The following is a 20158-nucleotide window of genomic DNA, read 5'->3' as shown; positions in this document are numbered from 1 at the left end:
CACCCAATCTCACTGTGGGAGCGGGCTTGCTCGCGAAGGCAGTTTCACAGCCGACCATTCTCCAACTGCCTGCACCCAATCCCACTGTAGGAGCCAGCCTGCTGGCGATGGCGGCCTGACAGCCGACCAATCTCCAACAGACCACACCCAACCCACTGTGGGAGCGGGCTTGCTCGCGAAGGCGGTTTCACAGCCGACCATTCTCCAACTGCCTGCACCCAATCCCACTGTAGGAGCCAGCCTGCTGGCGATGGCGGCCTGACAGCCGACCAATGTCCAACAGACCAAACCCAATCTCACTGTGGGAGCGGGCTTGCTCGCGAAGGCGGTTTCACAACCGACCATTTTCTAATCGAACTGAGCGCCCGAAGGCTGCGATCTTTTGGACTCAAAAAAGCGAAGTCAAAAGATCGCAGCCTACGGCAGCTCCTGCAGGGACTGTAGGGCGAGTCCGTATTTGAGTTCTCGATATTCTTGAGCGCGACGCTGGCGCTTCTGACCCTGCCGTTGATCTGCCTTGCAACACGCTCATTGAACCCAGGCCAAGGCGCTGGTCGCCACCAGGCATGCCATCTCGCTTAGCTGATTCGGTTATAGAGATTATTCAGAAGTGATCTGCCAAACCGGGGCATTTCCGAGGTCTCGTTAGCGTCCTATCTGGTGAACCGGGCTGATCGGAACTAGATTTCATTCAGCGCCGGATTGGCACCCCAGGCTTCAACCACGAAAGGATGGAAATGGCTATGAGCATTTTTCAACGCGTTGTGCTGTTGCTTAAGGTTTTGGTGATGTTGACGCTTGGCACCACGGCAGCGTGGGCGAGTTCCGCCACGCCACAACAAGGTTTTAATGCAGCCCACGGACAAGCCGGTGTGGTCATGCTGGCCAAGTCGGAATCCGAACCGGGCGATCAGGACCAGGGCGGCAGCAAGGACGATGACGACTCGACCACTGACGAGCCGGACACTGACGATGATGACGGCGACAGCCAGTCGTAAATCGCCGGCAAAAGAAAACCCCTTCTTCCCCGACTGATGCGCAATCGGAGGAGAAGGGGTTTGGTTAACCCTTTGACTACAACTCAAATCCCCTGTGGGAGGGGGCTTGCTCCCGAAAGCGGTGAATCAGTCGCCATCATCTTCGACTGTCACACCGCGTTCGCGAGTAAGCCCGCTGCCACAATTCTGTCCGCCGTGATCAGGCGGCGCCGTCGAGGAACTGCTCGGCGTAGTGGCATGCCACCTGCCGGTTGTCGAGCTGGCGCAAGGCCGGCTCTTCGCTGCTGCAACGTTCGGTCGCGTACGGGCAGCGCTTGTGGAACGCGCAGCCCGGTGGCGGGTTCAGCGGGTTGGGCAGTTCGCCGACGATCTTGATTTTCGGCTTGTCCGGATCCGGGTGGATCGTTGGCGTCGCCGACAACAAGGCTTGGGTGTACGGGTGCAGAGGACGGGTGTAGATGTCCTCTTTCGGGCCCATTTCCACCGGCCGGCCGAGGTACATCACCAGCACCGAATCAGCGACGTGACGCACCACTGCCAGGTTGTGCGAGATGAACACGTAAGCGGTGTTGAATTCCTGCTGCAGATCCATGAACAGGTTCAGCACCTGCGCCTGAATCGACACGTCCAGCGCCGAGGTCGGTTCGTCCGCCACCAGCACTTTCGGTTGCAGCATCATCGCCCGGGCGAGGGCGATACGCTGGCGCTGACCGCCGGAGAACATGTGCGGATAGCGCTGGTAGTGCTCGGGACGCAAGCCGACCTGCTTCATCATCGCCTGGACTTTCTCGCGACGTTCGGTGGCCGACAGGTTGGTGTTGATCAGCAGCGGCTCGGCCAGTTGATCACCGATTTTCTGCCGAGGGTTCAACGACGCGTACGGACTCTGGAACACCATCTGCACGTCTTTGCGCAGTTGCTTGCGCTGGGCCTTGTCGGCGCCGGCGACTTCCTGGCCGGCGATTTTCAGCGAGCCGGACGACGGCTCTTCAATCAGGGTCAGGGCACGGGCGAGGGTGGATTTGCCGCAGCCCGATTCGCCCACCACGGCGAGGGTCTTGCCGGCTTCCAGTTCGAACGACACACCGTTGAGGGCGCGCACGGTCGCATGGCCCTTGAACAGGCCACGGGAGACTTCGTAGTGACGGGTCAGGTCGCGGGCGGTAAGTACGACGGCCATTACGCCACCTCCTGGTTCAGCGGGAAGAAGCAGCGCGCGAGGCTGTTGCTTTTCGGATCAAGGGCTGGACGCTGCGCGCGGCAGCTGTCCTGCACGTACGGGCAGCGCGGCGACAGCAGGCAACCCTGCGGACGGTCGTAACGCCCCGGAACGATACCCGGCAGGGTCGACAGGCGTGAGGCGCCCAGACTGTGCTCGGGAATCGCCTTGAGCAGCGCTTCGCTGTACGGGTGCGCCGGGATGTCGAACAGTTGCGGCACCTGACCGACTTCAACAGCCTGGCCTGCGTACATCACACAGACGCGCTGGGCGGTTTCAGCCACGACCGCGAGGTCGTGGGTGATCAGCACCAGGCCCATGTTCTGTTCTTTCTGCAACGCCAGCAGCAGATCCATGATCTGTGCCTGAATCGTCACGTCGAGTGCGGTGGTCGGTTCGTCGGCGATCAGCAGTTTTGGCTCGCCGGCAATCGCCATGGCAATCGCGACGCGCTGGCTCATACCGCCGGACAGTTGGTGCGGGTAGGCGTCCATGCGGCTGGCGGCGCCCGGGATTTCAACTTTTTCCAGCAGTTCGATGGCACGTTTGCGCGCTTGCTTGCCGGACATTTTCAGGTGCAGGCGCAGCACTTCTTCGATCTGGAAACCGACGGTGTAGCTCGGGTTGAGCGCGGTCATCGGGTCCTGGAACACCATCGCCAGGTCTTTGCCAACAATCTGCCGACGCTGGCGGTTGCTCAGCTTGAGCATGTTCTTGCCGTCGAAGCTCAGGGCATCGGCAGTGACGATCCCCGGGTGCTCGATCAGGCCCATCAGCGCCATCATGGTCACGGACTTGCCCGAACCGGACTCGCCGACGATCGCCAGGACTTCGCCCTTGTCGACTTTCAGGTCGAGGCCGTCGACTACTGGAACGGCGTTCTTGTCGCCGAAGCGAACGTTGAGATTCTTGATTTCTAGCAGTGACATGGGAATCTCCTCAGGCGGCGTTCTTGAGTTTCGGGTCCAGCGCATCGCGCAGGCCGTCGCCCATCAAGTTGATTGCCAGCACGCTGAGCAAAATGGTCAAACCAGGCAGACTGACGACCCACCAGGCGCGTTCGATGTAGTCGCGGGCCGAGGCCAGCATGGTGCCCCACTCAGGGGTTGGCGGTTGTACGCCAAGGCCAAGGAAGCCCAGTGCCGCAGCATCGAGAATCGCCGAAGAGAAACTCAGGGTGGCCTGCACGATCAGTGGCGCCATGCAGTTGGGCAGCACGGTGATGAACATCAGGCGTGGCAGACCGGCACCGGCCAGACGCGCGGCGGTCACGTAGTCGCGGTTCAGTTCGCCCATCACCGCAGCACGGGTCAGACGCACGTAGGACGGCAGCGAGACCACGGCAATGGCGATCACGGTGTTGATCAGGCCAGGGCCGAGGATGGCGACGATCGCCACAGCCAGCAGCAGCGACGGCAGGGCCAGCATGATGTCCATCAGACGCATGATGGTCGGGCCGATCATTTTCGGGAAGAAACCGGCGAACAGACCCAGCAGGATTCCCGGGATCAGCGACATCACCACCGACGACAGACCGATCAGCAGCGACAGGCGCGAACCCTGGATCAGGCGCGACAGCAGGTCACGCCCCAGTTCATCGGTACCGAGCAGGAACTGCATCTGCCCGCCTTCAAGCCAGGCCGGTGGCGTCAGCAGGAAGTCACGGTATTGCTCGCTCGGGTTATGCGGGGCAACCCACGGCGCGAAGATTGCGCAGAAAATCACCAGCAGCATGAACAGCAGGCCGGCAACCGCGCCCTTGTTCTTGGAGAAGGCTTGCCAGAATTCTTTGTACGGCGACGGGTACAGCAGGCTTTGATCCGCGCTTGGGGCGGCATTGGCTACTGAGGATGTTGGAGTGCTCATGGTATGGACCTCAGCGCTGATGACGGATGCGTGGGTTGGCAAAGCCGTAGAGGATGTCCACCACGAAGTTGACCAGAATCACCAGGCAGGCGATTAACAGGATGCCGTTTTGCACAACCGGGTAGTCCCGGGCGCCGATGGCTTCGATCAGCCATTTACCGATGCCGGGCCAGGAGAAGATGGTTTCGGTCAGGACTGCACCGGCCAGTAGGGTGCCGACTTGCAGGCCGACCACGGTCAGCACCGGAATCAGTGCGTTGCGCAGGCCGTGCACGAACACCACGCGCGCCGGCGACAGGCCTTTGGCCCGGGCGGTACGGATGTAGTCTTCACGCAGCACTTCGAGCATCGACGAACGGGTCATCCGCGCGATCACCGCCAGCGGAATGGTGCCGAGCACGATGGCCGGCAGGATCAGGTGATGCAGGGCATCGAGGAACGCGCCCATGTCATCGGCCAGCAGCGTGTCGATCAGCATGAAACCGGTGCGCGGCTCGATGTCGTAGAGCAGGTCGATCCGTCCGGAGACCGGGGTCCAGCCCAGGCTCACCGAGAAGAACATGATCAGGATCAGGCCCCACCAGAAGATCGGCATCGAATACCCCGCCAGGGAGATGCCCATCACCCCGTGGTCGAACAGGGATCCTCGCTTGAGGGCCGCAATCACCCCGGCCAGCAGGCCCAGGATGCCGGCGAACAGCAGGGCGGCCATGGACAGTTCCAGGGTCGCCGGGAAGAGAGAGGTGAACTCGGTCCATACGCTTTCACGCGTACGCAGGGATTCGCCGAGATCGCCGTGGGCCAGTTTGCCGATGTAGTCCAGGTACTGGGCATACAGCGGTTTGTTCAGACCTAGGCGTTCCATTGCCTGAGCGTGCATTTCGGGGTCGACCCGACGTTCGCCCATCATCACTTCCACGGGGTCGCCAGGGATCATGCGAATCAACGCGAAAGTCAGCAGGGTGATGCCGAAAAACGTGGGGATCAACAACCCCAGTCGGCGGGCAATAAAACTAAACATCTTGTGTGGTACCTCATCAGCCGGTTAGGCGTGCCCGGCGACCCTGGGGTCAGGGAGGCCGGGAGTTTCTTATCTACTTCACCTGGGTGGTGGCGAAGTTATTAGTGGTGAGAGGGCTGATGTGATAACCCTCTACGTTGTTGCGCATTGCGGTAAACATACGGGTGTGGGCCATGCTGATCCACGGTTGGTCCTGATTAAACAGCACCTGGGCCTGTTCGTAGAGTTTGGCGCGTTCGGCCGGATCTACTTTAGCCCGTGCTTCGTCCAGCAGTGCCTGGAATTTCTCGTTGCACCAGCGAGCGTAGTTTTCGCCGTTCTTGGCCGCTTCGCAACTGAGCATAGGCGTCAGGAAGTTATCCGGGTCGCCGTTGTCGCCCGCCCATCCGGCCGACACCATGTCGTGCTCGCCGGCCTTGGCGCGTTTGAGCATTTCGCCCCACTCCATGACGCGGATGTCGATCTTGATCCCGACTTTCGCCAGGTCAGCCTGCATCATCTGCGCGCCGAGCATCGGGTTCGGGTTGGTCGGGCCACCACCGTTCCGGGTAAACAGGGTAAACACGGTGCCTTCCGGAACCCCGGCTTCCTTGAGCAGGGCGCGCGCCTTGTCGAGGTCACGTGGCGGGTTCTTCAGGTCGTGGTTGTAGCCCAGCAGCGTCGGCGGGTACGGGTTGACCGCGACCGAGGCGTTGCCTTTGCCGAACAGCGCGTTGACGTAGGCTTCCTTGTCGAAGGCGATATCAATCGCTTTGCGCACCCGCACGTCGCTGATGTATTTGTGCTGGGTGTTCATGGCGATGTACGAGACGGTCATCGCGTCCATCTCGTCGACCTTCAGGTTGCTGTCTTTCTTGATGCTCGGGATGTCATCCGGCTTCGGATACAGCGCGATCTGGCACTCGTTGGCCTTGAGTTTCTGCAGACGCACGTTGTTGTCGGTGGCGATCGCCAGGATCAGCGCGTCGGCCGGGGCCTTGCCACGGAAGTAGTCCGGGTTGGCCTTGAAGCGCACCTGCGCATCCTTGGCGTAGCGCTGGAAGATGAACGGTCCGGTACCGATCGGCTTGCTGTTCAGGTCGGCAGTTTTGCCAGACTTGAGCAACTGGTCGGCGTATTCGGCCGGGTAGATCGAGGAGAACGCCATGGCGATGTCGGCCAGGAACGGCGCTTCGCGGCGGGTCAGGGTGAACTTGACCGTGTTGTCGTCGACTTTCTCTACGCTTTTGAGCAGTTCCTTGAAACCCATGCTTTCAAAGTACGGGAAGCCCACGCTCGACAGTTTGTGCCACGGGTGATTCGGGTCCAGCTGGCGCTGGAAGCTCCAGACCACGTCGTCGGCGTTCATGTCGCGGGTCGGCTTGAAATATTCGGTGGTGTGAAACTTGACGCCTTTGCGCAGGTGGAACGTGTAGGTCAGGCCGTCGTCACTGATGTCCCAGGACTCGGCGAGCGCCGGGATCACTTCGGTGGTGCCGGGCTTGAAGTCGGCCAGACGGTTGAAGATCGTTTCGGCCACCGCATCGGCAGTGACTGCAGTTGTGTACTGGACCATATCGAAGCCTTCCGGGCTGGCTTCGGTGCAGACCACCAAGGGTTTGGCCGAGACGCCGATGGCGGCGCTCAACAACGCGGCAGCGACGGCCGCACGTAGGGGAAGCATTTTCATCGATAACCCTCTGCAATCGGTTGAAGACAAAAAACCGAACGGCCGACTCGTCATGAGTCAGCCGTCGGTCGGCGGTTTTTACAGGATGTTGAATGGAACGGTGGTCACGAGACGGAACTCGTTGATGCTGCCGTCGGCCTGGTTTTCGCTGGCGCGGTGAGCCGTGTAGGTGCCACGAATGGTGGTCGCCTTGAGTGGGCCGCTCTGCACTGCGTAGGATGCACCAATGCCGTACTCGTAATGGGTTTCGCCGTCCATTACCTGCACGCCGTCGTAGCCGCCACCCTTATAGTGAGTGCCGTCGATGCCCCAGCCGCGTGCCTGGTAGATGTTGAACTTGAGGCCCGGTACGCCGTATTCGGCCATGTTCAGGCCGTAGGCCACTTGGAAGGATTTCTCGTTCGGGCCGTTGAAGTCCGATAGCAGGGAGTTGGCGAGGTAAATGCCGTTGGTTTCGTGCAGGTAGTCGAAGTACTCGTTACCGTTCACTTCCTGGTAGGAGAAGGTCAGGCTGTGTGCCTGGTGGGTCAGGCCGAACGACAGCGAGTAGGTATCGTTGTCGATATTGCCCAGCAGCTTTTTGCCTTCGTCGACGGTCTTGTAGTAGTTCAGACCGGTGGTCAGGCTCAGGACATTGCTGTCGCCCAGTTCATGGGTGGCGCCGAAGTAGTACTGGTTCCACAGGTCTTCAGCCTGGGTGGCCCACAGACTGGTTTTCAGACTGGCCAGCGGCTGGTAGGAAATACCAGCGGTGTTCACGCGATCAGTTTCGACCCGACCGTTGGCGTATTCGGCGCGGAATTTCTGCTCGCTTTGTTCCGAACGCGGCGACACGCGGTCGAAGGTGGCAGCGTCGAACGACAGATTGTTCAGTTCTTCGCTGTGGATGGCCACACCCTGGAAGCTGGAAGGCAGTGCACGGTTACCGATCACATCGACTTGCGGGCTGCTGAAGTTCATGCGGCCGGCGGTAAGTGTCGTGTTGGATACGCGGGCCTTGATGTTGGCCAGGCCCAGCTTGCTCCATTGACCGACAGCGTCGCCGTCGCCTTTGCGGGTCAGGGTACGGTTGTTGCCCGATGCAGGGCCGGTTTTCGGTGCGCCACCGTTACCGGCGGCCAGGCTTTCGCGGTCACGCTCCAGCGCGATGGCGTTGTAAGCCGCGACCTCGGTGCTGAAACCGACAGTGCCCTCGGTGAAGCCCGAGGTGAAATTGACGATCGTGCCTTGGACCCAGTTGATCCGACGGTCGGTGTTGGCCAGCGTGCCATCTTTTTTGTAGGAAAACTTGGCGCCACGCTGCAATTGCTCGTTGGCGTACCAGTTACGGGTTGTGCCCTTGACCGAACTGCCCTCGAGGAAACCTGTGGCGTCAGCCTGGGCGCTCTTCTCGTTGACGGTCACCGGGGTGAACGCCTGGCTCTGCTCTTCCGCGTAAGCGGTAGCGGTGATGCTGCTGATGGCCAAGGCCAGTATCGCGGTGCTGCTCAGTTTCATGGGTGAAGCTCCTTTACTTTCTTTTTATGCCGGCTTTTTTGGGTTGGCCGGTTATTGGTTTAGAACTCATTCACACATCGCAAACGTTTGCAAAAGGCTTGATTGGCGAATTTCGGCAAAGCGCTTGCGTGAGGGGGATAGACAGCCCCCTCAGCGTTGCGGCTAATCGGTTGGGTTAATCGATACTGACGCCCGAGAACACATTGCGACCGAAGGGGCTGACCTTGAAGCCTTCAACCCTGGCGCTTAACGGCTGGTTGACCGTCGAGTGGGCGACAGGCGTGATCGGCACTTGCTGCTTGAGCAACTGCTGCGCCTGTTTGTAGAGCACGGTGCGCTGGTCGCGGTCGGTGACGACCTTGGCCTCTTTGATCAGCTTGTCGTAAGCCGGGTCGCACCACATGGAGTAGTTGTTGCCGCCAATCGCGTCGCAGCTGTACAGGGTGCCCAGCCAGTTGTCCGGGTCACCGTTGTCGCCGGTCCAGCCGATCAGGCTGATGTCGTGCTCACCATTCTTGGTGCGCTTGATGTACTCGCCCCATTCGTAGCTGACGATCTTCACTTTCAGACCGATCTTGGCCCAGTCAGCCTGGAGCATTTCGGCCATCAATTTGGCATTCGGGTTGTACGGACGCTGTACCGGCATCGCCCACAGGGTGATCTCGGTGCCTTCCTTGACGCCGGCAGCCTTGAGCAGCTCGCGGGCTTTTTCCGGGTTGTAGGCGGCGTCCTTGATGCTGTCGTCGTAGGACCACTGGGTCGGCGGCATGGCGTTGACCGCCAGCTGTCCGGCGCCTTGATAAACGGCGTTGAGAATCCCTTGTTTATTCACCGCCATGTCCAACGCCTGCCGCACTTCGAGCTGGTCGAACGGCTTGTGACGGACGTTGTAGGCGATGTAGCCGAGGTTGAAACCGGGCTTGGAAATCAGCTGCAGTTTTGGATCGTTCTTCAGCGCTTCAACATCAGCCGGGCGCGGATGCAGGGTGATCTGGCATTCGCCGGCCTTGAGTTTCTGCACGCGTACCGAGGCGTCGGTGTTGATCGCGAAAATCAGGTTCTTCAGCTTGACCCGGCTCGGGTCCCAGTAATGCTCGTTGCCGGTGTAACGGATGTTCGAGTCTTTCTGATAGCTCTTGAACACGAACGGCCCGGTGCCAACCGGCTTCTGGTTGATGTCGCTCGGCTTGCCTTCGGCCAGCAGCTTGTCGGCGTATTCGGCGGACAGGATGGCAGCGAAGCTCATGGCGATGTTCTGGATGAACGCGGCGTCGACGCTGTTGAGCGTGAACTCCACGGTCAGCGGCCCGGTCTTTTCGACCTTGGCGATGTTCTTGTTCAGGCTCATCCCGTTGAAGTACGGGAACTCGGTCGGATAAGCCTTACGGAATGGCTGCGCGGGATCGAGCATGCGGTTAAACGTGAACAGCACGTCGTCGGCGTTGAAATCGCGCGTCGGTTTGAAGTACGGCGTTGTATGAAACTTCACACCTTCACGCAGGTGAAAGGTGTACTTGAGACCATCCTCGGAAATATCCCACTTGGTTGCCAGACCCGGTACGACGTTGGTCGCGCCTTTTTCGAACTCGACCAGACGGTTGTACAGCGGCTCGGCGGCGTCGTTATCGGTTGCCGTCGTGTATTGCGCGGTATCGAAACCCGCCGGGCTGCCTTCGGAGCAGAACACCAGACTGTCGCTGGCGGCGTAACTGGCCGACGTGGCGGCCAACAGGCCGGCGCCGAGCAATGCGGAAAAAACCAAGGTATGGCGCATGACGCTCCCTCTATTTTAGTGTTGTTCAATGCACCGCGATCCCGTCCAGGGAAGTTGAGGTTGCATTGAGCTCAATCCAGTACGTACAGCAAGCCGGTGGCCCACGCAGAAGCTGGTCAGAGCCCGACGGTAGGGGCCGTGGGTCTGGCAGTAAATGCGTAATTGCCTGAAAACTCGTAGGAAAAGTCGACGCGTCCTTTGCCGCTGCAGTCATCCGCAGCGGAATTGGCTGTAGGCAAATTCCTGACTTCCCGGCAGCTAAAGCAACGGCGACGTCATGAACGTCGCCGTTGCGATGGCTTAATTGCTGACGCTGACGCCGTAGAAGGAATTCAAGCCGAATGGGCTGATCTTGAAGTCCTGCACGTTGGCGCGCATGGGTTGATACACCGTCGAGTGAGCGATAGGTGTCATTGGGACTGCATCTTTGAGGACGTGTTGCGCCTGTTTGTACAGTTCGGTGCGCTTGGCCTGGTCGGTAGTGCGCTTGGCTTCCTTGACGAGGCCGTCGAACTTCTTGTCGCACCACTTGGAGAAGTTGTTGCCGCTGAGCGAGTCGCAGCCGAACAGCACGTTCAGCCAGTTGTCCGGGTCACCATTGTCACCGCTCCAGCCAATGATCATGGCCTGGTTCTCGCCACCTTTGGAACGCTTGATGTACTCGCCCCACTCGTAGCTGGTGATCTTCACGTTCAGGCCGATCTTCTTCCAGTCGGACTGGAGCATTTCAGCCATCAGCTTGGCGTTCGGGTTGTACGGACGCTGAACCGGCATCGCCCACAGAACGATCTCGGTACCTTCCTTGACGCCAGCTTCCTTGAGCAGTTGCTTGGCTTTTTCAGGATCGTACTTGGCGTCCTTGATGGTGGTGTCGTAGGACCACTGGGTCGGCGGCATGGCGTTGACGGCCAGTTGGCCGGCGCCCTGGTAAACCGAATCGATGATCTGCGGTTTGTTCACCGCCATGTCCAGCGCCTGACGTACGCGCAGGTCAGCCAGCGGGTTAGGCTCGTTGCTGCCCTTGACCTTGTCCATCACGTTGTAGGCGATGTAGCCCAGGTTGAAACCGGCCTGGTCAGGCATCTTCAGGGTCTTGTCGGCCTTGAGCGCCGCGAGATCCGCCGGACGCGGGAACAGGGTGACCTGGCACTCGTTCTTTTTCAGCTTCTGGATACGTACCGACGGGTCGGTGGTGATGGCGAAGATCAGGTTGTCGATCTTCACGTCTTCAGGCTTCCAGTAGTCCTTGTTCCCGGTGTAGCGGATGTTGGAGTCTTTCTGGTAGCTCTTGAACACGAACGGGCCGGTGCCGATCGGCTTCTGGTTGATGTCGGCAGCCTTGCCTTCCTTGAGCAGCTGGGCAGCGTACTCGGCGGACTGGATCGAGGCGAAGCTCATGGCCATGTTCTGGATGAACGCGGCGTCGACTTCTTTCAGGGTGAACTTGACGGTGTGGTCGTCGACTTTATCGATCTTGGTGATGTTGGTATCCATCCCCATGTCGGTGAAGTACGGGAATTCGGTCGGGTACGCCTTACGGAACGGATCATCCTTGTTAATCATGCGATTGAAGGTGAACAGCACGTCGTCGGCGTTGAACTCACGAGTCGGCTTGAAATACGGGGTGGTGTGGAACTTGACGCCTTCACGCAGGTGGAAGGTGTAGGTCAGGCCGTCCGGGGAAATGTCCCAGCTGGTGGCCAGGCCAGGAACAACAGCGGTACCGCCGCGCTCGAACTGGCTCAGACGGTTGAACATGGTTTCTGCTGAGGCGTCGAAGTCGGTTCCGGTGGTGTACTGGCCCGGGTCGAAACCGGCCGGGCTCCCTTCGGAGCAGAACACCAGGTTAGTCGCAGCGGATGCGAATGGTGCGGAGGCTAACAAGCCTGCGCCGACTAAAAACGGAATGACCGCGTGTTTAAGCATGTTGGCCTCATGATTTGTTGTCATTTTTTAATATTGAGGTACGACCTCGTGAGTCGTGCCTGCGGATACTTATGCAGGGGCCATACCCAATGCAAGATCCAGAGCGACTGCCGGCCTCAAAGCGTGGCACGAACGTACCTTAATGTCGCATTTGTATAAGAGTTGACGCATTTGACCGTTTGCGGCCGTTTTTTACGGTGCAAACGAGGCCCCAAAACGGTGCGCTGGTCACGTTGTGTGCGCCGCTCTGGGGCTCGGTGTTACTTATTTATACCCACGCCGTAGAAGGGCGTCAGGCCGAACGGGCTGATCTTGAAGCCGGTCACTTCTTTGCGCAGCGGCTGGAACACGGTCGAGTTGGCAATCGGGGTGATCGGCACCTGCTGTTTAAGGATCAGTTGCGCCTGTTGATACAGTTTTACCCGTTGCGCCTTGTCGGTGGTCACCTTGGCCTGCTGCACCAGTTTGTCGTAGGCCGGGTCGCACCACTTGGCGTAGTTACTGCCCTTGACCGCTGCGCAGCTGTAGAGCACGCCGAGCCAGTTGTCCGGGTCACCGTTGTCACCTGTCCAACCATAGATCATGGCGTCGTGTTCGCCATTTTTCGCGCGCTTGATGTACTCGCCCCATTCATAGCTGACGATGTTGGCCTTGATCCCGATCTTCTCCCAATCCTGCTGGATCATCTGCGCCGACATCCGCGCATTCGGGTTGGAGGCGCGCTGCACGGTCATCGCCCACAGGTTGATGGTGGTGCCCGGTGCAACCCCGGCTTCCTTGAGTAGCGCCTTGGCTTTGACCGGATCGTACGGCGCGTCCTTGATGTTCGGGTCATACGACCACTGCGCCGGCGGCAAGGCGTTCTGTGCCAGTTGGCCGGCACTCTGGTAGACGGCTTTGATGATCGCCGGTTTGTCGATGGCCATGTCCAGCGCCTGTCGCACCTTGAACTGATCCAGTGGCGGGTGAGTGGTGTTGTAGGCGAGGAAGCCGAGGTTGAAACCGGCCTGCTTCAATACGCGCAGGTTCGGGTCTTGTTCCATCACTTCGATGTCGGCCGGGCGCGGGTAGCCGCTGACCTGGCATTCGCCGGTCTTGAGTTTTTGCAGGCGTACGGCGGCGTCGGGGGTGATCGAGAAGATCAGGTTGTCGATCTTCACGTCTTCGGGTTTCCAGTAGGCCGGGTTGGCGGCGTAGCGGATTTGTGAGTCTTTCTGGTAGCGCTTGAACACGAACGGGCCGGTGCCCACCGGCTTCTGGTTGAGGTCGGCGGCTTTGCCTTCCTTTAATAGCTGGGCAGCGTATTCGGCCGATTGCACCGAGGCGAAGCTCATGGCGAGGTTTTGCACGAACGCGGCGTCGACGTTGTTGAGGTTGAAGCGCACGGTCTGCTCGTCGAGTTTTTCTACCGATTTGATCGTGGTGTTCAGGCCCATGTCGGTGAAGTACGGGGACTCGGCGGGGTAGGCCTTGCGAAAGGCGTTGTCCGGGTCGAGCAGGCGCTGGAAGGTGAACAGCACGTCGTCGGCGTTGAAGTCGCGGGTGGGTTTGAAGTAGTCGGTGGTGTGGAATTTTACGTTTTGGCGTAGGTGGAAGGTGTATTGGAGGCCGTCCGAGCTTACGTCCCAGTTGGTTGCCAGGCCGGGTTCGATGTCGGTGCCGCCGCGCTGGAATTGGGTGAGGCGGTTGAAGACGGTTTCGGCTGAGGCGTCGAAGTCGGTGCCGCTGGTGTATTGGCTGGGGTCGAAGCCTGCGGGGCTGGCTTCGGAGCAGTAGACCAGGGTGGTGGCTGCGTTGGCTATGGGGGCTATGGCTGTTAGTGCGAGGGTGATTAGTAGTGGCTTGAGGGTGAATCTTTCCATGGAGTCCCCGGGATTTGGAGGTGGTTGTTTTTTCAGGTTAGCGGGGATTTGGGTGTGTTCGGAAATATCGTTTTTTCTGTTGAGATGTCTATCTTGGTATATCTGGGTTGTGGGTACATATCCGTTGCTGCGGTAACGGCGGCTTGGGGTTCCGCCCTTACGGCGGGTCACTTTTTCCAGACGCCGAAAAAGTAACCAAAAAGGCTTGCTCCTGCGTTCGGCCCGCTCGCTGGGGCTCGGGGTTCCTTCGCTGCGGGATCGATCCGGGGGCAGCGCCTACGGTTTGCTTCGCTGCACCTCCTCTCGCTGTGTTTGGCTGCGCCAAACGGTCGCTGCGCTCCCACCCCCGGATCAATCCCTCCACTCAGCCTTCCGACGTCGCCCGTGGATCAAGATCAAGAGCTGCAGCCGAGCTTGCGCTCATCCTGGAGTGGGGCGGCATGCGCCGCGTGCGGGTTGTACTTATCTTCCCTGTAGGAGCTGCCGCAGGCTGCGATCTTTTGATCTTGATTTTGTGGGAGCTGGCTTGCCAGCGAAGGCGGCCTGACAGCCGACCGGTCTCTAAATGACTGGACCCAGTCCCCCTGTAGGAGCTGCCGAAGGCTGCGATCTTTTGATCTTGATTTTGTGGGAGCTGGCTTGCCAGCGATGGCGGCCTGACAGCCGACCGGTCTCTAATTGACTGGACCCAGTCCCCCTGTAGGAGCTGCCGAAGGCTGCGATCTTTTGATCTTGCTTTTGTGAAAGTCAAAGTCAAAAGATCGCAGCCTTCGGCAGCTCCTACCAGTGAGTGGGGTTGTGTTTAAGAATGTGTGAGAAAACCAGAACCTTCCCACAAGGTTTTCAGGTTGTCCCTCGGACGTCAGCTCTCTAGCCTTGAGCTGTCGCTGAAAACTCAGCGATCGGGTGTGAGAACCCGTAGGAACTGTTAATCCACAATCAGTACCACCATAATTGCCGCCGGCATTTCTGCTGCTGCAATGTTCTATGGCGGCTGTGTGCGGGCGGGCTTCGGTCCGGCCGGGCTTGTTCCTACCGGTTTCTCACCCCGCACATTGCTGCCACCACTCCGCCGCGTGAGAACGGCGAGTGAATGGCTATTGATTAGGAACGCTATCAATGTCCAAGCCTGTCCCCGATCCACCCCCAGAAACAACCCCACTCACCGAAGCCCTCCACGCCGAAGACCTCGCAAAAAACCGCGAAGCAATCAAACGTGCCCTCGATTTCTACCTCAGCCCCGAATCCGCAAAACCGCGCCCCCCGAGTTCGATGTTCCTCGTCCATCCGGGCATCGACACGGAAAGCCTGCTGGCGCATGCCTGTGAATCCCTGGCCTCGGCCAATACCATGGCCAGTGATTTCGCCGATCAGCTCAGTCGCCCGCAGCGCAATACGGCGCTGGCGATTCAGCAGATCATCATGCTGGCTGAACTGGCGGTGAATCGGGCGCTGGATCGGGTGGATCCGCAAGGTTGACGACCGCGTTATCGTTCTTCGCGAGCAAGCCCGCTCCCACAGGGGAATGCATTCCGAATTGTAGGAGTGAGCCTGCTCGCGATGGCGGCGGAACATTCACCACAAAATCCAGGCACAAAAAAACCGGCGATCATCCTCTGATCGCCGGTTTCTCATTCATCGCACATCAACTCACTGCATCAGCACTTCAATCGAGCCATCGGCGGTCAGGCTGACCTGGCTGGTGCCGGCTTCGACTTCCGGTGTGACCGGTGCCGAATCCGCCATCCCGGCGGCTTTCATCATCATCGGGGCGCGCATGTACGGTTGTGGATAACCGTTGCTGTTGAGGTTCAGGTTGACGATTTTGTAGCCCTTGCCGCCCAGTGCATCGGTGGCCAGTTGCGCGCGGGCCTTGAAGGCGCTGACGGCTTCTTTCAGCAACTTGTCTTCGCTGGCCTTGCGGGTCGGCTCGGCGATGGCGAAGTCCATGCCGCCCATTTTCAGGTCGGTCAACAGTTCGCCGGTGAGTTTGGACAGGGCGGCGAAGTCGGCGCTTTCCAGGCGCAGTTCGGCGCGCTCACGCCAGCCGGTGATTTTCTGGCCCTTGGTGTCGTAGATCGGGTAGCTGTTGCGGCTGCCCTGGCGCAGGGTGATGTCTTTGACTTGCTTGGCCTGGGCCAGTGCCTTGTTCATGGTGGTGCTGACGTCGGCGGCGAGTTTGGCCGGGTCGGTGTTTTGCTCTTCGGTGTAGAGCGTCACGATCATCAGGTCGCGGGCCACTTCCTGGCTGACTTCGGCGCGCAGGGAGATCTGGTTGTAGTGCAGCTCATCGGCGGCCAGCGCCGGAAGGCTGGCGACGCTGCCGACGGTCAGGGCGAGAAGGGCGGCGCTGCGGCGAAATGTGTGCATGAAAGCTCCTTGATGAGGGCGCAGGTGCTGGATCGGGGGGCCTGCGTGAAACCATCAGACTCTAGCTTTTATGATCCGGTTCGCCCAGTTACAACTTCTATACAGATGGCCGGGATCACCGCAGATCCTGAGTCGAGTGCGCTCTTGTGGCGAGGGAGCAAGCTCCCTCGCCACAGGTGATCTCGGGCAGCCATGCGGGGTAGACCAATTTTTCGGCAACGCCATGTGGTCATTTGCCGCACTTTCGCCTTTCAAAGCCGTGGCTTGGTTATACTCCGTGCGATCCGCCTGGAGCGCTCATCAGGAGAGCTCATGCTCGCCCCCGTACAACTGACTTCCGCCACTCGCCAGAACCTCTGGCGGCTGACTTTCATCCGCACCCTGGTGCTCGCCGCGCAGGCCGGCTCCGTAGGCCTGGCCTACTGGCTGCAACTGCTGCCGTTGCCGTGGGTGCAACTGGCGATGACCCTTGGCTGCTCGATTCTGCTGTGTGTGTTCACCGCCGTGCGCCTGCGTACTTCATGGCCGGTGACTGAACTCGAATACGCCCTGCAACTGGCCTGCGATCTGGTGATCCACAGTGCGTTGCTGTATTTCTCCGGCGGTTCGACCAACCCGTTCGTTTCCTATTATCTGGTGCCGCTGACCATCGCGGCGGTGACGCTGCCGTGGCGTTATTCGGTGATTCTGTCGGGTATCGCGCTGGCGCTGTACACCGTGATGCTCACGCGTTTCTATCCGCTGGAAACCCTGCCGGTGGCTCGCGAGAACCTGCAGATCTACGGCATGTGGCTGAGCTTCGCGCTGGCCGCTGCGGTGATCACCTTCTTCGCTGCGCGTATGGCTGAAGAGCTGCGTCGTCAGGAAGAGTTGCGGGCGATTCGCCGCGAAGAAGGCCTGCGCGATCAGCAGTTGCTGGCCGTCGCCACCCAGGCGGCCGGCGCCGCACATGAACTCGGCACGCCGCTGGCGACCATGAGCGTGTTGCTCAAGGAGATGCAGCAGGATCACCCTGACGCGATGCTGCAGGACGATCTCAAGGTGCTGCAGGATCAGGTCAAACTGTGTAAAGAGACCCTGCAACAATTGGTGCGCGCCGCCGAGGCCAACCGCCGTATGGCCGTGGAGATGCAGGACGTCACCCAATGGCTCGACGAAGCGCTGAACCGCTGGCACCTGATGCGTCCGGAAGCCAGTTATCGCTTCCAGCGTCTCGGCCAGGGCAGCGTGCCGCGCATGGCGCCGCCGCCGGATCTGACCCAGGCGCTGCTCAACCTGCTGAACAACGCCGCCGACGCCTGCCCGGAAAATCTCCAGGTCACCCTGGACTGGGACGCGGAAACCGTGACCATCAGCATTCGTGACCACGGCGCCGGTGTGCCGCTGGCCATCGCCGAGCAGATCGGCAAACCGTTTTTTACCACCAAGGGCAAAGGTTTCGGCCTGGGCCTGTTTTTGAGCAAGGCCAGCGTGACACGCGCCGGCGGCTCAGTGAAACTCTATAGTCATGAGGAAGGCGGCACGCTCACCGAGCTGCGCCTGCCCCACGGCGCCCGAGGAGACCAACATGAGTGACGAAATCCAAGTCGAAGGCGAAGAACTGCCGCATTTGCTGCTGGTCGACGACGACGCGACCTTCACCCGAGTGATGGCCCGTGCCATGGCCCGTCGTGGCTTTCGCGTCAGCACCGCCGGTTCCGCCGAGGAAGGCCTGACCATCGCCCAGGCCGACCTGCCGGACTACGCCGCGCTCGACCTGAAAATGGACGGCGACTCCGGCCTGGTGCTGCTGCCCAAGCTGCTGGAGCTGGACCCGGAAATGCGCGTGGTGATCCTCACCGGTTATTCGAGCATTGCCACCGCGGTCGAAGCGATCAAGCGCGGCGCCTGCAACTACCTGTGCAAACCGGCCGACGCCGACGACGTACTGGCTGCGCTGCTCTCCGAGCACGCCGACCTCGACAGCCTGGTGCCGGAAAACCCGATGTCGGTTGACCGTCTGCAGTGGGAGCACATCCAGCGTGTGCTGACCGAGCACGAAGGCAACATCTCCGCCACTGCCCGCGCCCTGGGCATGCACCGCCGCACCCTGCAGCGCAAACTGCAGAAGCGTCCGGTTCGTCGCTGAACCTGCGCTGAACGGCCATCGCCAGCTCTCGCGATAACGCGCGCCGATCAACTATGATCGGTGCGTGTCTGTTCTTTTCTTTATCGAGCCTTTTCCATGAATCAGAACGCTGAATATTCCGCGGTCAACGATGCTGTGCGCGGGCAGTTTTTTCGCAAGGTGTGGGCGATCATCACGCCTTACTGGCGCAGTGAAGAGAAGGGCAAGGCCTGGACGCTGCTGATTGCGGTGATCGCGCTCTCGTTGCTGAGCGTGGGCATCTCGGTGTGGTTCAACACCTGGTACAAGGACTTCTACAACGCCCTGCAAAAGAAGGATGAAGCGGCGTTCTGGCGCTTGATTCTGTACTTTTGCGGCATTGCGGCCGTGGCGATTATCGGCGCCGTGTACAGGCTTTATCTGACCCAGATGCTGACGATTCGCTGGCGCGCCTGGCTCACCGAAAAGCATTTCTCCCGTTGGCTCGCCGACAAGAATTACTACCAGCTGGAGCAGGGCGGTTACACCGACAACCCTGACCAGCGGATTTCCGAAGACCTCAACAACTTCACCTCCAATACCCTTGAGCTGGGGATCGGCCTGCTGCGCAATATCGTCAGCCTGGTGTCGTTCTCGATCATTCTGTGGGGCGTTTCGGGCAGCATCGAAGTCTATGGCATCACCATTCCCGGCTACATGTTCTGGTGCGTGCTGGTCTACGCCGTGGTGGGCAGCTGGCTGACGCACTTGATCGGTCGTCGCTTGATCGGCCTGAACAACCAACAACAACGCTTTGAAGCCGACCTGCGTTTTTCCATGGTGCGGATTCGTGAAAATGCCGAGAGTATCGCGTTGTACAACGGCGAGCCGAACGAAAATCGTCGTTTGAGCGGCCGTTTCGGCAATGTCTGGCACAACTTCTGGGACATCATGAAAGTGTCCAAGCGCCTGACATTCTTCACCGCCGGTTACAGCCAGGCGGCCATCATCTTCCCGTTCATCGTGGCCTCGCCGCGTTACCTCGCCGGCAAGATCGAGCTCGGTGAACTGATGCAGATCAGCTCGGCATTCGGCAACGTCCAGGAGAGCTTCAGCTGGTTCATCAGCGCTTACCAGAGCCTCGCGTCCTGGCGCGCCACCTGCGATCGTCTGCTGAGTTTCCGCCAGGCCATGACTGATAACGAAGAGCGCACCCCGGCCATCGACGTGCAGAATCAGGGCCGTGAATTGAAAGTGCACAACCTCGGTCTGGATCTGGCAGACGGTCGCCACCTGCTGACCAATGCCGACATGACTGTCGAACCGGGTGACCGGGTGATGCTCAGCGGCCGCTCCGGCAGCGGTAAATCGACCTTGCTGCGGGCGATGGGGCATCTGTGGCCGGCGGGGCACGGCAATATTCGCCTGCCGGCGGCGCGTTATCTGTTTTTGCCGCAGAAGCCGTATCTGCCGATCGGCACCCTGCGCGAGGCGTTGAGTTATCCACAACCGGGCGACACGTACGCGCCGGAGCGCTACGTCGAGGTGCTGGAAATCTGCCGTCTGCCGCATCTGGTCGGCCGACTGGACGAAGCCAATCACTGGCAGCGCATGCTGTCACCGGGTGAACAGCAACGTCTGGCCTTCGCCCGCGCCATGCTTTACGCACCGCAATGGCTGTACATGGACGAAGCGACGTCGGCGATGGATGAAGAGGATGAAGCGACGCTGTATCAGGCGCTGATCGATCAGTTGCCGGGGCTGAGCATCGTCAGTGTCGGCCACCGCAGCAGCCTCAAACGCTTCCATCCACGCCATGTGCGCATCGACAGCGGGCATCTGGTGGAGCAGGCCGTGACCGCCTGATCAC

15 protein-coding genes are annotated in these 20158 nt (G+C 60.0%); 5 read left to right on the top strand and 10 right to left on the bottom strand.

Annotated features, from left to right (window positions below; genetic code table 11):
• Positions 1-743: 743 nt before the first annotated feature.
• Complete coding sequence (locus LCH64_RS15340; protein WP_045122291.1) at positions 744-998, top strand: hypothetical protein; 255 nt, start codon at positions 744-746, stop codon at positions 996-998.
• 199 nt (positions 999-1197) lie between these two features.
• Here LCH64_RS15340 and LCH64_RS15335 read toward each other — a convergent pair whose 3' ends face one another.
• The 9 genes from LCH64_RS15335 to LCH64_RS15295 form a co-directional block, all read right to left on the bottom strand.
• Positions 1198-2178: a peptide ABC transporter ATP-binding protein gene (locus LCH64_RS15335; RefSeq protein WP_103485765.1), complete on the bottom strand. Its 981-nt coding sequence runs from the start codon at positions 2176-2178 to the stop codon at positions 1198-1200.
• Positions 2178-3146: an ABC transporter ATP-binding protein gene (locus LCH64_RS15330; RefSeq protein WP_226500659.1), complete on the bottom strand. Its 969-nt coding sequence runs from the start codon at positions 3144-3146 to the stop codon at positions 2178-2180. Before LCH64_RS15330 ends, LCH64_RS15335 begins: the two co-directional genes overlap by 1 nt.
• A 10-nt stretch (positions 3147-3156) precedes the next feature.
• On the bottom strand, positions 3157-4083 hold the full coding sequence (locus tag LCH64_RS15325) for an ABC transporter permease subunit (RefSeq protein ID WP_064585947.1): 927 nt from the start codon (positions 4081-4083) through the stop codon (positions 3157-3159).
• Between the two features lie 10 nt (positions 4084-4093).
• On the bottom strand, positions 4094-5104 hold the full coding sequence (locus LCH64_RS15320; protein ID WP_003221609.1) for an ABC transporter permease subunit: 1011 nt from the start codon (positions 5102-5104) through the stop codon (positions 4094-4096).
• A 73-nt stretch (positions 5105-5177) separates the two neighbouring features.
• On the bottom strand, positions 5178-6773 hold the full coding sequence (locus LCH64_RS15315; protein ID WP_226500658.1) for an ABC transporter substrate-binding protein: 1596 nt from the start codon (positions 6771-6773) through the stop codon (positions 5178-5180).
• A gap of 78 nt (positions 6774-6851) precedes the next feature.
• Positions 6852-8270 carry an OprD family porin gene (locus LCH64_RS15310; protein WP_003221613.1) on the bottom strand — a complete coding sequence of 473 codons (1419 nt, stop codon included), beginning with the start codon at positions 8268-8270 and terminating at the stop codon, positions 6852-6854.
• Positions 8271-8445: 175 nt separating this feature from the next.
• On the bottom strand, positions 8446-10044 hold the full coding sequence (locus LCH64_RS15305) for an ABC transporter substrate-binding protein (RefSeq protein ID WP_003221615.1): 1599 nt from the start codon (positions 10042-10044) through the stop codon (positions 8446-8448).
• Between the two features lie 300 nt (positions 10045-10344).
• The gene (locus LCH64_RS15300; protein WP_226500657.1) at positions 10345-11970 is read right to left on the bottom strand and encodes an ABC transporter substrate-binding protein; all 1626 of its coding nucleotides are present in this window, start codon (positions 11968-11970) and stop codon (positions 10345-10347) included.
• 260 nt (positions 11971-12230) lie between these two features.
• On the bottom strand, positions 12231-13832 hold the full coding sequence (locus tag LCH64_RS15295; protein WP_226500656.1) for an ABC transporter substrate-binding protein: 1602 nt from the start codon (positions 13830-13832) through the stop codon (positions 12231-12233).
• A 1119-nt stretch (positions 13833-14951) separates the two neighbouring features.
• Between LCH64_RS15295 and LCH64_RS15290 the strand changes: the two genes are divergently transcribed.
• Positions 14952-15311 carry a DUF6124 family protein gene (locus LCH64_RS15290; RefSeq protein ID WP_226500655.1) on the top strand — a complete coding sequence of 120 codons (360 nt, stop codon included), beginning with the start codon at positions 14952-14954 and terminating at the stop codon, positions 15309-15311.
• A gap of 171 nt (positions 15312-15482) precedes the next feature.
• On the opposite strand, the gene LCH64_RS15285 is transcribed toward LCH64_RS15290, so the two are convergent.
• Positions 15483-16202, bottom strand: coding sequence for an SIMPL domain-containing protein (locus LCH64_RS15285; protein WP_003221624.1), 720 nt, complete (start codon positions 16200-16202; stop codon positions 15483-15485).
• A gap of 312 nt (positions 16203-16514) precedes the next feature.
• Between LCH64_RS15285 and LCH64_RS15280 the strand changes: the two genes are divergently transcribed.
• From LCH64_RS15280 to LCH64_RS15270, 3 genes are all read left to right on the top strand, one after another.
• A complete protein-coding gene (locus LCH64_RS15280) occupies positions 16515-17777 on the top strand; it encodes an ATP-binding protein (protein ID WP_003221626.1) in 1263 nt (420 codons plus the stop codon).
• Positions 17770-18330 carry a response regulator transcription factor gene (locus LCH64_RS15275; RefSeq protein ID WP_003221630.1) on the top strand — a complete coding sequence of 187 codons (561 nt, stop codon included), beginning with the start codon at positions 17770-17772 and terminating at the stop codon, positions 18328-18330. The genes LCH64_RS15280 and LCH64_RS15275 overlap by 8 nt, the downstream gene beginning before the upstream one ends.
• A 96-nt stretch (positions 18331-18426) precedes the next feature.
• Positions 18427-20154: an ABC transporter ATP-binding protein/permease gene (locus tag LCH64_RS15270; protein ID WP_226500654.1), complete on the top strand. Its 1728-nt coding sequence runs from the start codon at positions 18427-18429 to the stop codon at positions 20152-20154.
• Positions 20155-20158: the final 4 nt, after the last annotated feature.

This window comes from Pseudomonas sp. MWU16-30322 (assembly GCF_020515535.1).
Classification (GTDB): domain Bacteria; phylum Pseudomonadota; class Gammaproteobacteria; order Pseudomonadales; family Pseudomonadaceae; genus Aquipseudomonas; species Aquipseudomonas fluorescens_H.
The sequence above is the reverse complement of the archived record's forward strand: the minus strand, read 5'-3'. Positions and strand labels throughout refer to the sequence as shown.

What these genes read in the sequence shown, in the direction of transcription:
- LCH64_RS15270 (WP_226500654.1), top strand. Translation starts at nt 18,427, where the DNA reads ATGAATCAGAACGCTGAATATTCCGCGGTCAACGATGCTGTGCGCGGG.
- LCH64_RS15320 (WP_003221609.1), bottom strand. Translation starts at nt 5,104, where the DNA reads ATGTTTAGTTTTATTGCCCGCCGACTGGGGTTGTTGATCCCCACGTTT.
- LCH64_RS15285 (WP_003221624.1), bottom strand. Translation starts at nt 16,202, where the DNA reads ATGCACACATTTCGCCGCAGCGCCGCCCTTCTCGCCCTGACCGTCGGC.
- LCH64_RS15330 (WP_226500659.1), bottom strand. Translation starts at nt 3,146, where the DNA reads ATGTCACTGCTAGAAATCAAGAATCTCAACGTTCGCTTCGGCGACAAG.
- LCH64_RS15310 (WP_003221613.1), bottom strand. Translation starts at nt 8,270, where the DNA reads ATGAAACTGAGCAGCACCGCGATACTGGCCTTGGCCATCAGCAGCATC.
- LCH64_RS15300 (WP_226500657.1), bottom strand. Translation starts at nt 11,970, where the DNA reads ATGCTTAAACACGCGGTCATTCCGTTTTTAGTCGGCGCAGGCTTGTTA.
- LCH64_RS15325 (WP_064585947.1), bottom strand. Translation starts at nt 4,083, where the DNA reads ATGAGCACTCCAACATCCTCAGTAGCCAATGCCGCCCCAAGCGCGGAT.
- LCH64_RS15315 (WP_226500658.1), bottom strand. Translation starts at nt 6,773, where the DNA reads ATGAAAATGCTTCCCCTACGTGCGGCCGTCGCTGCCGCGTTGTTGAGC.
- LCH64_RS15295 (WP_226500656.1), bottom strand. Translation starts at nt 13,832, where the DNA reads ATGGAAAGATTCACCCTCAAGCCACTACTAATCACCCTCGCACTAACA.
- LCH64_RS15335 (WP_103485765.1), bottom strand. Translation starts at nt 2,178, where the DNA reads ATGGCCGTCGTACTTACCGCCCGCGACCTGACCCGTCACTACGAAGTC.
- LCH64_RS15290 (WP_226500655.1), top strand. Translation starts at nt 14,952, where the DNA reads ATGTCCAAGCCTGTCCCCGATCCACCCCCAGAAACAACCCCACTCACC.
- LCH64_RS15280 (WP_003221626.1), top strand. Translation starts at nt 16,515, where the DNA reads ATGCTCGCCCCCGTACAACTGACTTCCGCCACTCGCCAGAACCTCTGG.
- LCH64_RS15340 (WP_045122291.1), top strand. Translation starts at nt 744, where the DNA reads ATGAGCATTTTTCAACGCGTTGTGCTGTTGCTTAAGGTTTTGGTGATG.
- LCH64_RS15275 (WP_003221630.1), top strand. Translation starts at nt 17,770, where the DNA reads ATGAGTGACGAAATCCAAGTCGAAGGCGAAGAACTGCCGCATTTGCTG.
- LCH64_RS15305 (WP_003221615.1), bottom strand. Translation starts at nt 10,044, where the DNA reads ATGCGCCATACCTTGGTTTTTTCCGCATTGCTCGGCGCCGGCCTGTTG.